This is a genomic window from Aminobacter sp. P4_D5, assembly GCF_056401815.1.
In genome coordinates this window covers 15,896-28,822 of sequence record NZ_JBFUIP010000073.1, presented here as the reverse complement: position 1 = coordinate 28,822, position 12,927 = coordinate 15,896, and the positions used below count along the sequence as shown (strand labels likewise).

13 protein-coding genes and 1 pseudogene are annotated in these 12,927 nt (G+C 58.0%); 6 read left to right on the top strand and 8 right to left on the bottom strand.

Going from position 1 to position 12,927, the window contains the following annotated elements; genetic code table 11:
* The 5 genes from AC1DWF_RS17030 to AC1DWF_RS17010 form a co-directional block, all read right to left on the bottom strand.
* Positions 1-319: porin (locus AC1DWF_RS17030; protein WP_476841860.1), on the bottom strand; the 319-nt coding region annotated here is incomplete at its 3' end.
* A 634-nt stretch (positions 320-953) separates the two neighbouring features.
* Positions 954-1,688, bottom strand: coding sequence for an antitoxin Xre/MbcA/ParS-like domain-containing protein (locus tag AC1DWF_RS17025; RefSeq protein ID WP_476785511.1), 735 nt, complete (start codon positions 1,686-1,688; stop codon positions 954-956).
* A gap of 282 nt (positions 1,689-1,970) precedes the next feature.
* Positions 1,971-2,369 (bottom strand): RidA family protein, encoded by a 399-nt coding sequence (locus AC1DWF_RS17020; protein WP_476785512.1) that lies wholly within the window; start codon positions 2,367-2,369, stop codon positions 1,971-1,973.
* A complete protein-coding gene (locus AC1DWF_RS17015) occupies positions 2,366-3,217 on the bottom strand; it encodes an SMP-30/gluconolactonase/LRE family protein (protein WP_476785513.1) in 852 nt (283 codons plus the stop codon). The genes AC1DWF_RS17020 and AC1DWF_RS17015 overlap by 4 nt, the downstream gene beginning before the upstream one ends.
* Positions 3,214-4,434 (bottom strand): aminotransferase-like domain-containing protein, encoded by a 1,221-nt coding sequence (locus tag AC1DWF_RS17010; RefSeq protein WP_476785514.1) that lies wholly within the window; start codon positions 4,432-4,434, stop codon positions 3,214-3,216. Before AC1DWF_RS17010 ends, AC1DWF_RS17015 begins: the two co-directional genes overlap by 4 nt.
* Before the next feature lie 712 nt (positions 4,435-5,146).
* On the opposite strand from AC1DWF_RS17010, the gene AC1DWF_RS17005 reads away from it, so the two are divergent.
* Both AC1DWF_RS17005 and AC1DWF_RS17000 read left to right on the top strand, forming a co-directional pair.
* A complete protein-coding gene (locus AC1DWF_RS17005; protein ID WP_476785515.1) occupies positions 5,147-5,425 on the top strand; it encodes an ABC transporter substrate-binding protein in 279 nt (92 codons plus the stop codon).
* 581 nt (positions 5,426-6,006) lie between these two features.
* Positions 6,007-7,094 (top strand): IS3 family transposase gene (locus AC1DWF_RS17000; protein ID WP_476789164.1). Its coding sequence is split into 2 segments (ribosomal slippage): positions 6,007-6,262 and positions 6,262-7,094, totalling 1,089 coding nucleotides; the frame shifts between segments, so codons are not numbered across the junction.
* 596 nt (positions 7,095-7,690) lie between these two features.
* Here the strand turns inward: AC1DWF_RS17000 and AC1DWF_RS16995 are convergent.
* The 3 genes from AC1DWF_RS16995 to AC1DWF_RS16985 form a co-directional block, all read right to left on the bottom strand.
* The gene (locus tag AC1DWF_RS16995; RefSeq protein ID WP_476786497.1) at positions 7,691-7,831 is read right to left on the bottom strand and encodes a hypothetical protein; all 141 of its coding nucleotides are present in this window, start codon (positions 7,829-7,831) and stop codon (positions 7,691-7,693) included.
* A gap of 376 nt (positions 7,832-8,207) precedes the next feature.
* A complete protein-coding gene (locus AC1DWF_RS16990) occupies positions 8,208-8,612 on the bottom strand; it encodes a type II toxin-antitoxin system VapC family toxin (protein ID WP_476786496.1) in 405 nt (134 codons plus the stop codon).
* Positions 8,609-8,842, bottom strand: coding sequence for an AbrB/MazE/SpoVT family DNA-binding domain-containing protein (locus AC1DWF_RS16985; protein WP_476786495.1), 234 nt, complete (start codon positions 8,840-8,842; stop codon positions 8,609-8,611). Before AC1DWF_RS16985 ends, AC1DWF_RS16990 begins: the two co-directional genes overlap by 4 nt.
* 318 nt (positions 8,843-9,160) lie before the next feature.
* Between AC1DWF_RS16985 and AC1DWF_RS16980 the strand changes: the two are divergent.
* The 4 genes and pseudogenes from AC1DWF_RS16980 (at position 9,161) to AC1DWF_RS16965 (ending at position 12,927) form a co-directional block, all read left to right on the top strand.
* Positions 9,161-9,950, top strand: a pseudogene (locus tag AC1DWF_RS16980) (IS256 family transposase).
* Between the two features lie 184 nt (positions 9,951-10,134).
* On the top strand, positions 10,135-10,350 hold the full coding sequence (locus AC1DWF_RS16975; RefSeq protein WP_476789165.1) for a transposase: 216 nt from the start codon (positions 10,135-10,137) through the stop codon (positions 10,348-10,350).
* Between the two features lie 256 nt (positions 10,351-10,606).
* Positions 10,607-12,454 (top strand): tetratricopeptide repeat protein, encoded by a 1,848-nt coding sequence (locus AC1DWF_RS16970; RefSeq protein WP_476841859.1) that lies wholly within the window; start codon positions 10,607-10,609, stop codon positions 12,452-12,454.
* Complete coding sequence (locus AC1DWF_RS16965) at positions 12,451-12,927, top strand: GNAT family N-acetyltransferase (protein WP_476785157.1); 477 nt, start codon at positions 12,451-12,453, stop codon at positions 12,925-12,927. Before AC1DWF_RS16970 ends, AC1DWF_RS16965 begins: the two co-directional genes overlap by 4 nt.

Sequence of the window (12,927 nt, the reverse complement as noted above, 5' to 3'; positions counted from 1 at the left end):
CCTGGAACTCGATGTAWCGACGGAACGTGCCGTATTCGGTTTCCGAACGGGCATCGAACTTCAGACGCATAAGTGCCTGCTTGTTCCAGCCGTTATCACCGATGTTCTGGGCCCAGTCGATCTGGTAACGAACGAGGCCGCCGATCTTCAGGCAGGTCTCAGTGCCGGGGATGTAATAGAAGCCTGCACCGTAAACGTCGCAGATGCGAACGTATTCCATGGGCTCCGGCTCAGCGACGACAACAGCGTCGGCCGCACGAGCGCCGGAGACTGCGAGCAGAGCCGCAGCGGAGCCGAGAAGAAGGCTCTTAATATTCATTTCCTGATTCTCCCAAGTCAATTCTAAAAACGGGTCTGACATTCTGGAGACAGCGACCCTTCCTGTCCTCAGGCCCAAAAGTCTGATGCTCCCACACCGTCCCTGGTCGAACCGACATCGCCCATTTGAAACAAACGATCAACAAACATTGCCAGATTTTATTAGATACCTCGATTATCTTTTGCTAACTGTTGCAGTTCCGATACAAATCTATATTTCTGTACTGTACATATCGTCTAACCAGTTCAGATTGTGCACTTGCAATGCATTTTTGTTCAAATTGTGCAATAACAAACCTGAAATACTTAAAGGCGGGAATCTGTGAACCCCAGCAACAGACGACGCCTTGCAAAGGCATAGCGGGATTTAACAACACCAGTAGCCAGCGCATCGGCGAAAAAGTGAGTGATATTGGCAAGCAATCCGTATTCGGGGCCCGTCGTTTGGGGCCCCTGGTCTTTGCCATACAGAGGCAGGGATGCTTTTTGAGGGGCCTGCCTACCCAATTTCGTGCAGCGCCTTTTGTGCCGAGTCATCGGGTTTCCCCATTGTGAGCGGTCTATTGCCCTCGGTCCCCTACCCGTTCCACTCGCCAGCTTCACACCGTGCTCCGGGCTTTCCAAAGCATGACAATCTATGAAGACGTTTCGCCTCCTAGCGAAAAGGCGCAAGCGGCCGCGGTGACTTCCGCAACACGGTCACGCCTGAGCATCTCGATTGGCACGCAACCATCGAGATCAGCACAAGGGCGGCTTAGCCAATACCAGCTAACACGTGGGTCCGAAATTATAGAAAGTACATCTCGTATCCCAGAAACAGGGCGCCCATCAATGAATTGCGCCAAAGGAAATACGTGCTTGCGACGCCCTGTCCGCAGTGCAATTACTTCATTGCGTCGCTTCCACAAATGCAATGTCGATCTTGGGATACGAAGATTTTCTTCCAGATAGGTCTGACCAGCAACCTGACCTGCCCAATCTTCCATCAACATTGAATCGAGCTCACCACACGGACCATGGGTGTCTCCAGACACGGGCACATACGCGTCGGACTCCACTCCGACGGGGCGCCAAATCGCCGGACTGTCATTCAATGCAAAACGACGGACTGCTTCGGTCGCAATGGCATGGACGACTTTAGACGCCAGATCGGCCAAATGGTTTTGAGCGATACTGTGGGAATGGTCATCGATTGGCGGTAGCATGGAGACCAACGACGCGTCGCGCCCAAAAACTTTTGCCCCTGAGTTAAGCTGATTTGCGCCAAAATCGTTGTCCAAACGCGCTAGGGCCCGATCTATCTCATCGCTGATAAACCTTGCGAAGTCGCCGGTGCTGTTTTCTACCCGGTGTTCAGTCGCGATATTCATTTTGCAACCTCGATGTATCTCTTGACGTAGATCTTGCCTAACGCCTCCGGGTCACCGTTTCCCACTATCGACTGTGAGCCTGTGGCGAGATGCCGATAAGCAAATGCGTGTGGCGAGACCGCAGCATGCCAATACTGTCATAGTCGTAATTGACCTGGACTCGTTTGCAATTCTTGATGCCATAAATGGTAATTGACAAAGTCGAGGAACTAGACCGGTTCGGACTGCGAAGGCAGGCCGCTGAGCTAACCTACCGGCTCGGACAAGTCGATTGAGGCAACTTTACTCTGAAGCCGGGTTGCCAAGCGCGTGACGCCAAGCAACCACTTCGATCTCAACCAGCAGGTCAAGCAGGACCAGCTCGTTGACAATGACGGCCGAAGCCGCCGGCGGATTGTCTGCGAATATGCGGTTCTTGACTGCCGCATAGCCGTGATAGGCGTCGCGGCTGGTGAGGTAGCTACGTACCGACACTACATGATCGAGCTTCAGTCCGGCCTCGGCGAGCGTAGCTTCGATGTTGTGAAAGCACTGTTCGGTCTGACCGGCCGGATCGCCTATGCACACAACCTGCCGGTCCTTCAGAGAGTGCATCACGAAGTCGCCGCAGCCAACGGCCTGGCTCATGCCGGCGAATGCCATATCAGGCGGGTTGAAGCGCTTGGTAGAGGTTTCACTCATTGTCGTTCGGCTCCAGGCGTTGGGGCGCGAGCAACATCGATGCGCCCTCCCCTGAGCTTCACCGTGACTTCGGGATCATGGTGTGGCGCAACGCAGATGAACAGGTCGCGACCATCCTTGCCGCCAAGCTTGCAGGCATAGGGATTGGCGTCGGAGATTTCGACGCAATCGACAATCTCGCCAAACGGACTCACCCTTAGCACGACCTTTTTGTACGGCGAAGCCGCCCAGATATATCCCTCGGCGTCGAGGCAGATACCGTCTGGCACGTGACCCTCTAGTGCGGCAAAAAGACGTCGGTTGGACAGGCTGCCGTCGGCGCCGATGTCGAAGGCGGTCAGACGGGCAGCCATCGACTCTGCGATGACTAGCGTACGGCCGTCGGGCGAAATGACCGCGCCATTCGGGCACATCAAACCATCGGCAGCGACGCCAACTGTACCATCCAGCGCGACCATGGCGAGCACGGTCGGCGCCGGCGCCTGGCCGGCATAAAAGTCAAAGCCAATATTGCCGACATAGGCGCGGCCTTCAGCGTCTACGACCATGTCATTCGAATGAAAAGGGTGGACGCCGGAGAGATCCGCATGCAGCATGAGCCTGCCGTCGCGTCCGCGCCTGAATAGCTTACGGTCGTTCATCGACACGACGAGCAGACTGCCATCGGGCAGCCAGCCCATCCCGGACGGGCCGCCTGAAACGGCGAAGCTGTCACTGCAGGCTCCGTCGCCCTCGAGCACATATACGAGGCCGTCGTGCTGGTCGGCGAACCAGAGTTGGCCGTCATGCCAGCGGGGGCATTCGGGATAGACGAATCCCCGCGCGATCGTACGCGCAGCTAAAGTCATGCCGGAATCCTGGCGCAAGCACTGAGTATCTCGCCCAGCTTCTTGATGCCGCGTTCAATTATGTCCTCGCTGACATGGCTGTAGGCGAGGCGCAGGAACTGGCGGCCGTCGGTCTCGCCCATGAAGCGCTCACCGGGGCGGAAGAAGATGCCTTCCTTGGCCGACATCTCGGCAGCGCGCAGCCAGTCGACGCGTTCGTCGATCTCGAGCCAGAGGTAGAAAGAACCTTGCGGCATGCGGAAGGTGACGTAGTTCCCGCAATAGTCGCGCACGGCGCGCGCCGCCGTCTCGGCCTTGCTTTTGTAAACCTTGTTAACCTGCGCGATGTGCTCGTCTAGCAGGCCCTCGGCGATGTAGGAAGTCATGACGCGGGCGTGCCATTGGCTGACACCGAGGTCCTGACGCACGGCGGCGATGGGTTCGATGGCCGCAGTCGGTCCGGCGACCCAGCCGAGGCGCAGCGCGGGCGCGACGATCTTGGAGAAGCTGCCGCATTGGATGACGCGGTCGTCGGTGTCGAGGCTAAGCAGGGTCGGCAGTTCCTCGCCGGCAAAGCGCAGGTCGCCGTAAACATTGTCCTCAATGATAAGGAAGTCGTGTTCGCTCGCGAGCTTCAGCAGTTGGCGCCGGCGCGGCACGGACATTTCTGTGCAGGTCGGTGTCTGGAAGGTCGGGATGGTATAGACGACCTTGACCCTCTTGCCCTCGGCTTTGACCTTCTCCAGCAGTGCCTCAAGCGAGTCGATGTCCATGCCGTGATCGTCGACCGGCACGGTACGCAAGTCGCCGCCAGCCATCTGCATGAATCGCAGCGCATAGGGGAAGGACGCGGCTTCGGCGACAACGACGTCGCCCGGGTTGACGTAGCCGTTGGCAGCGAGAGCGATGCCCTGCACCGAGCCCGAGGTCAGGATGACGCCGAGCGTGCCAAGTTGCTTGCCCTGGGTGCGCTCGATGCGGTCGGCGATCTCCTTGCGCAGGCCTTTGAAACCGAAAACCAGCTCCTCATAGCCGGTGGCGGGGTCGAAGTAGTCAAGCACCTTGGCGCCATGCTCATCGAGAGCCTTGCGGGCAAGACGCACAAGATCGTCAGTGGGAAAGGTCTCGGGTGCGGCGAGGCCTTGGTCGAAATTGAAGATCGCCGGAACCTCGGGGTCCGGGAAAAACAACGCCGGGCCAGAGCCGGAGAGCTTTGCGCGCAGATGGTCGACTGACATGATTTCTTCCCCCCATGTAGAATTTTCTCAGGCGATCGTCCTGTCCGGACAACCCCGCTTTGGCGGTTACGCTCTTCGATCGTTCTGGTCCGCGTGCTTCACAATACCGTCCAGCGATTGTGCCAGCTGGCGTCGGCCAATCCCAACTGCGCCACTCAGAGCCGCCAGTTGAGTTTGGCCTCCACGAGCTCTGATATTGACTCGAAGGCAAAATCGATCTCGCCCGGCGCAGGCACTGGATACTGGACCCCGCTTGGCAACCAAAGCAGCTATCTCCCCCTTGCAGACCGACCAACATCCCCCGATGGTGCAACCTGACCCGGGCATTACGTATTGCAAACTCGCCATTGGCCTCGTCCGAAAAGACTAGAGGTGCCAGAGACGGCAAGCCCTAGCCGGGCCGTTTCCGTGGAAGCCGTGCGGCGCAGGGACGGCAATACCGGGCATTGGTCCGGCAAGGCTCCATTCGTGCTTGCTTAGATCAATGCCAAACCCACAATTCGATGTCGGTTCGATCATAACCGATCGCATCAGAAGCGGCCGCCATCCCACAATCAAAAATTCGATCGAGCTTGAAACCGTTGCACCCGAAGCTCTTACCGCGTGCTTCGAACGCTTGAGTTAACGAAAAGCGGCTCATCGTCCGACCGGACGATGCGGCAAGCGAGCGGCCGTGACTGGCTGACGATTGGAACAAGCGGAGGAGAAACGCATGAACTTCCAATGGAATACTTCCATTACACGTCGTACGGCCGTCGGAACGGTTTCGGTGGCGGCCTTAGCCCTGTCTGCCGGCATTACGCAGGCCGAAGAGACCATCAAGATCGGCGGCATCATGTCGATGACCGGCGGCGGCGCGTCGATCGGCAAGACGGCCGAAGTGGGCTGGAAGCTGGCCATTGAGGACATCAATGCCGCTGGCGGCATTCTCGGCAAGAAGGCAGAACTGTTTCTCGGTTATCCCCGATTTGTTGGCGGCTCGACAAGCTGAGGCGCTCTCTGAACCGTGTTTTTGACGTGGGGTCAGAAACGACCTGGTATGTTTTTGAGCAGGCTCATTTGGTGCCCCACTCTTCAACCAGCATTTTGCCCTTACAGTTGTGGATAAGAACCCGACTGGAATTCTGTCTTTGGGTGCGAAGGTTCCACGCTTGGGGCAAATCATGATTGTCCCAGGCCATGAAAAAGAGGCGCCTCCCCTCGCCTGATTAGCAGACACGCTTTCGCGGAATGCATTGCGCTCTTCGGTGAGTGGGCTGGTTGATCAGGTCTATTCGTTTTCAACACAGGTCGACGCGCTTCGCACTCACAACGCGGCCCTCCGTGAGGAAAACGAGGCGCTTCGTGGGAAAACACCCGGCTGAAGATCAACAATCAGCTTTTKGGCGATGAGATCGCCGGTTGAAGAACCTGCCGCCATGCCCACCGTTTCGGCCTTGGGCCGTGGACAAGGCGAGCAAGTCGACGACAAGTAGGCCAGCAAGAAAAAGCCGCGCGGCCCGGTAATCCCCCCGCCGAATAACGTGCTTCAAAAGTAGAATTTTCTCGGGCTTTATGATCGAGGAGATTTTGATGAAGACGGGCAGATTTAGCGAACCCCAGATCCTTGCAATCCTTCGCCAGGCGGAAGGTGGGGTCCCAGTGCCGGAGTTGTGCCGCGAACACGGAATGAGCACGGCATCCTTTTACAAATGGCGAGTCAAATACGGTGGCATGGACGCGTCGATGATCAGCCAGATGAAGGCTCTGGAGGACGAGAACCGTCGGCTGAAGAAGATGTATGCCGAGATGAGCATGCAGGCCGAGCTGCTGAAGGAGCCTCTTGGAAAAAAATGACTCGGCCATCTCAACGCCGGGAGATGGCTGGGAAAGCAGTGGCGTTGCGCGCGGTGGGCATTGCGCTCGCCTGCCGCACCTTCGAGGTCAGCGAGACCTGCTATCGTTACAGCGCCAAGCTGAACGACGAGAACGAGCAGATCGCTGACATACTCATCGGGTTAACGCGGGCAAAGAAGAGCTGGGGCTTCGGCTTGTGCTTCCTCTACCTGCGCAATGTCCGGGGGCATCGCTGGAACCATAAACGCGTGTATCGCATCTACCGCGAGCTGGAGTTAAACCTCAGGATCAAGCCACGCAAGCGACTGAAACGGGACAAGCCCGACGCTCTGGCCGTACCGGAAGCGCCGAACATGGTCTGGTCGATGGACTTCATGGCGGATCGTTTGGAAGACGGCAGGCAATTCCGGCTGCTGAATGTCCTGGACGACTTCAACCGCGAAGGGCTGGGCATCGAGGTGGACTTCTCACTTCCTGCCGAGCGCGTCATCCGCAGCCTGAACCAGATCATCGAATGGCGCGGCAAACCGTTCGCAATTCGTGTGGATAATGGGCCTGAATATGTCAGTGGCAAACTGATGGAATGGGCTGAGAAGCAGGGCATTGCCTTGAGCCATCTTCAGCCAGGAAAACCGCAGCAAAATGCCTATGTCGAGCGCTACAATCGCACCGTCCGACATGAATGGCTCGACCAATACATCATTGAAAGTATCGAGGAGGCACAGGAATTCGCCACAGGGTGGCTTTGGACCTACAACAACGAACGGCCCAATATGGGAATCGGCGGCATCACACCCGCACAGAAACTGAAAATGGCTGCGTGAATTCTACCATGAAGCCCGCTAAAAACGGGGAATTACCATCCCTCAAAAGCGACGCCGTCAACGTGCAGGGAAAATCGCGCTTACAGAGATGCGACACATGAGCCGGTTAGAGATGCGACAGTCGTCGCCTCTCGGGATGCTGGTCAAACGTGAGCGTTTGAAAGGAAGACTGGCGACGTGAAGCGTGATTGAGACCATGAGCGTTCGGAGTCGTCATGTCATTGTCGTGCGCTCGTCGCCAAGGACATTCTGGACGTGCTTGGCGCTCTAGGGAGCTACGTCCGAAAGAGTGGTAAGGTAGAGGTCAGCGGCGCGCATCGACATCGGGCAGAAGCGCTAGCGCGCCAAACTGGGGCCTGCCGCCCCCCCCCTCGACCAGCAGGCCTTTATGTTGCAACTGATAGGCCGAATGGAAGGCACGACCTCAACAGAACCATCAAGCGTATGTTGACCGCCTGAAAGGTTCGATTGATGGCGGCCCTCCAAATCCTTTCGGTCGCGTCAGTCGCCAAAATTGGCCACCCGCCGCGCGGATCGACAACTGTACTAGCGGCGACGTGATAGGCCAGAAGAGGGTCTCCTAAGCAACAGCCTCCTCAATTCCCCTCAGCGTCATTTATCTTAACACAAGATTGATGACCGTTTACCTCACGGCAATCTCTTCCTGAAATGCCGCCAGCGTAAACCAATGTGATAGTCGTGAGGACTGCTATCCATGCAAGAATGATCTTAGTCATGTAAGCCTCCTTTGTTACTTCGCAAGTGATATGGAGGGTAGGTTTGCAACCTGGCACCTCTAAACCCTGCGAACGATAGATTGCCATGCAGGCGTGATGACAGCGTTAAGCAGGCGTGACATGCTTGTGAAGCGGCCCTTTAATTGCGGGTGGTTGTCAATCCAAGTTTTGCGTTGTCATCGCCGGGGTCATGGTCCTTTCCGAGGTCGATCCGATCGGGTCGCCCATGGTGTTGAAGCGCCTTGCGGACGCAAATACCAGCGCCGCAGCGACCGCTTCCGCGTCAATCTGACCAAAGCGAGCGGCCTGCAATGGCCGATAGCCCCCTCCCTGCCCCAGAAAGCAGAGAATTCAATTGGCATAGCTGCTGTATACCTTAGGTATCCGGCGTGATCAGCTTCAACGACGGAAAATATGTCCGGTATCGGCCAACATCACGGGTCAGCAAGGAAAGCTGATTGACTGCTGCGTGAGCGCCGATGAAGAAATCGGGAAGCACACCGGTTCTCGATCCACCAGACTTGCGGTATCGCGTGAACAGCTTTCCGGCAAGGAAAAGCGACGCACGTGGAATTGGCGCCATTTCCAAGCCGGCCTGGCCGAGAAAACCATCGAGCGCCTCGATCCGATCGTATCGAACAGCGAGTTCGGCGTAGACCACAGCGTTTATCAACAACGGCCCCAGGAGACTGGCAGCCTCAAGTTGAGCAACCGACCAGTCAGCCCAAGTCGGGTCGTCGGTAACAAGATCCAGCAGGACGTTGGTATCAACCAGCGTCACGCTTCACCACGCGTCAGTGCCATGATTGCGTCTGTGCTAAGACCTTTGCCGGCGTGACCGCGCAGCTTGGCGAAACGGCTCGCGGGCTGCTTTTTGTCGGCGCGAGCAAGCATTATACTGCCATCGACCGCCCGGTGGAAATCAACCTTGCTGCCCGGACCGATCCCCAGCAGGTCGCGGACAGGCTTTGGGATGGTGACTTGGCCCTTCGCTGTGACTGTCGTGCTCATACGAGCTCCTTCAAATCTGTGGTAATGCGCTCTTAGAAAGAGGTATTACTTTCGAGCCGAAAATTCAATCCCTGCATCAGCCGTTGCTTCCGGGCTTATCGAGCCTCCGGCGCAACGCATCGCTGATTTCCAGGCGGCTTTGCGTACGGAACACCTTTCCCGGTTGTGTCTCCACAGGTGGTGTAGCTGGGCAATAGCAAAGCCGCTCGCGAACGCGCCATTGAAAGCGCTGTGTGAGCGAKCGGCGGTTCGGTGGTCATCGGCGCTTTTCCGGTAGGGTCGGGTTGCTCACACCAACTTTGACCGGAAGGACCACCGATGACCGACGACATGATGAACCTGCGCACGCTTGTGGAGAAAATGCCTGACGCCGATCTCCTGCGCGAGATGATCGACTTCGCCGCCGAGCGGCTGATGGAGTTGGAGGTGGGCGCCTCCACTGGCGCCCCGCCTATGGCGAGAAGAGCCCGCTGCGGACGGCCCAGCGCAACGGCTACCGCGGCCGGGACTGGGAGACGCGCCGGTACGGTCGAGCTGCGCATCCCCAAGCTCAGGAAAGGCAGCTACTTCCCGGGCTTCCTGGAGCCCTGGCGCATGGCGGAGAAGGCGCTCACCGCCGTCATCCAGGAAGCCTATGTCCAGGGCATCTCGACGCGCTCGGTCGAGGATCTCGTCAAGGCCATGGGCATGAGCTGCATCTCGAAGAGCCAGCTCTCGCGGCTGTGCGAGGAGATCGACGGCAAGGTGAAGGCCTTCCTTGAACGGCCGATCGAAGACGACTGGCCGTATCTGTGGATCGACGCCACCTATCTGAAGGTGCGCCGCGGCGGGCGCATCGTCTCCGTCGTYGTCATCATCGCCGTCGGCGTCTACACGGACGGCCGGCGCGAGGTTCTGGGCATGGAGATCGGCATGTCGGAAGCCGATCTGGACGGAGTTCCTGCGCAAGCTGACACGCCGCAGCCTGCGCGGCGTCAAGCTCGTCGTCTCCGACGCCCATGAGGGCCTCAAGGCCGCCGTCACCAAGGTTCTGTCGGCGACATGGCAACGCTGCCGCACTTCATGCGCAACGTTCTCGCCCATGCCGGAAAGAGCGGCCGTCGTGTAGTCTCGGCCTTCATCGCCACCGCCTTCGCCCAGGAACCGCAGAGGCGGCGAGCGTGCAATGGCGTGCGGTGTCGGATCAGATCCGACCGAAGGTGCCGAAGCTCGCCACCATCATGGACGAGGCCGGAAACGACGTGCTGGCTTACATGACTTTCCCGTAGGAACACCGGGCCAAGCTCCACTCGATGAATCCGATCGAGCGTCTCAACGGCGAGATCAAGCGGCGCACCGAGGTGGTCGGAATCTTTCCCAACGACGACGCCATCATGTGTCTCGTCGGCGCTCTACTGCTCGAGCAGAACGATGAATGGGCCGTGCAGCGCGCCAGATACATGACGCTGGAAACCATCAGCCATATCAGCGATGATCCTCACATTAGCTTGCCAGCCGTGGCACGCTGATCAGCGCAGCCCTGCCGGAGTGCACGGCGACCAATGCCGTCAGCTACACCACGCTACAGGACAGGATCCTTTCCCGACTACTCCGTCACCTAGTCTAGCGACAATTTGGCGCGAGACCAGCTGAGCCGTAACATCCATGAGGTGAATGAGCCGGCTCTGCCGCCCGGGATGACGCGGGCTCGATCTCGTCGCGATCGCATTGCTTTACGTAAGAAACTGATGTTACCTGCCTTAGCGTAATCAAGAGCGCGACCCGATGAAAAATGGTGAAGATGTAGCCATGCGGCGCGTACAAATGTGCCTGCTTGGAGCATTTGCGCTGATCGGACCTGACGGAAAGTACATTACGCCGAAAGCACAGAAAGCTCAGGCGCTTTTGGCTTTGGTTGCAACCTCCGAGCACGGGGTGCGAAGCCGGGTCTGGCTCTGCGATAAGCTCTGGAGCGACCGCGAGGCCGAACAGGCTTCGTCGAGCCTGCGACAAGCACTGACGCATATACGAAAGTGCCTGGGATCCCATGCTGACGTGATCGAGACGGACAGGACTTCGGTCCGTATTCGACTGGATCTCATTGAACTCGATCTTCTTGCCCTGACCGAGGGACGCTCTTCCCAGATGGAAGGTACCGCACTCCTGCGGGACTCCATCGATGCCGACTTCCTCGAAGGCATCGACGTTCGCGACCCCGAGTTCGAGGACTGGTTGACCACCGAAAGAAACTATTGGTGGCAGGCCCGCCAACACCTGCTTCAGACGAACRAGGCAAAACCTCAAATTGCTGCTTCGGAGARCCCAAACGAGGCCGGGCACCCGGAACACGCGACGAATTCTCCGCCGCTCGATGGCCGCAAAGAAACGAGCGGAGCAGGTTTCGTTACTGGCAATGGCGTGGAACACGGCGAGACGAACGGTCTGGCCGAGGCCTCGCTCCATTTGATGSCGGAAAACTCGATCGCGGTTCTGCAGCTGGAGAATCTATCCGGCGAACCGCCTCATATCTGCCACGGCGTGACAGGTGACATCATTTCAAACCTGACCCGTTTCCATGACCTCCACGTCATCGCACAGCGATCTTCTTCGGTATTCCACGGGCTGAACCTGTCATCTCGAGAAATTGGGGCCCGGCTTGGGGTTCGCTATCTCGTTGATGGCGGCTATCAACGGATAGCAAACAGGGTTCGCATTCAGTTCCAGCTCATCGACTCTATGTCGGAACGCACCATATGGTCTGACCGGTACGACGGTGACATGAGCGACATTTTCGCCTTTCAGGACGAAGTCACGACCGTTGTCGCATCGCGTCTGTCAATCGAGGTGAGCGCATCGGAAATGCACCGGATGGTGCTGAGTGCACCCTCCGACTTGCAGGCCTACGGGCTCATTCTGCACGGCAAGTATGTCTACCAGCGACTGCTGCGCGAAACCAACCAGCATGCCCGCCGTCTTTTCGAGCAGGCCGCCGAGGTCGATCCCAATTATGCTCGCTCCTACATAGGGATATCGCGCACACTCAACGACGCGTGGCGTTTCAACTGGGCCGACCCACCAGAGCCGTCGCTGGACGAGGCGCTGAGGCAGGCCGAGATTGCCATCAGCCTCGATCCGGGCGACGCGCGCGGCTATGCCGCCCTGGGTAGCGCCTACCTCTACAAGCGCGACCATGAGGCGTCGCTGGCCGCCTTTGAGCGTGCCCTCGACGCCAATCCCAACGACGCCGACGTGCTGGCCGAAATGGGGCATTCAGTCTCCGTCTATGGGGATACGGAGCGGGCCGTTTCTTTGATCAAGCGGGCGATGCGCCTCAATCCCTACTATCCCGACTGGTATCTCTGGCATCTGGGTGAAGCCTATTTCGATATGCAGGACTATGAGCAAGCGATCCGCACACTCAACCAGATGCATGACAAGACCGAGGCCTACCGCATGCTGACCGCCAGCAATGCCTTGCTCGGGCGCATGGGCGAAGCTCGCCAGTATGCCAGGCAGCTTCTGCTCACCCATCCCGAATTCACCCTTGCGCACTGGGTGAACGTGCCACCGGATCGCAACCCCGAACCACGTGAACGGCTGATCGACGGGTTGAGAGAGGCAGGGATAAAATGAGCCTGCAAGAGCCTGGAGTGGCGCGCGATGCGCCTACACCCATTGCGATGCGCCCCGCTGTTGCAGGCGACTTCGGCTTCTGCCAGGCCCTTTACCTCTCCTCCATGTGCCCACTTCAAAAGGCGCTCGGCATCTGGGACGAAAAGAAGGTGAAAAATGCTTTCAAGAAATATTTTAAGCCGGAAGAGATCAGGATCGTCCTTATGGATGGGGTCGAGGCGGGTTGGATACAGGTCTCGCACACGGAGAGCGAAGTCCATCTTGACCAGATACATCTCAACGAAAAGATCCGGGGAAGAGGTGTCGGCACGAAATTCATCTGTGAGACGATGGCCGATGCGCGCAAAGTCGGCAAGCCGGTGCTGCTGTCACTGCTGCGGGGCAACCGTGCAATCAGCCTCTATCGCAGGCTGGGCTTCAAGCCTAATGGCAGCGACCATACAAAGCTGCACATGCGTTGGAGCGACCAATAG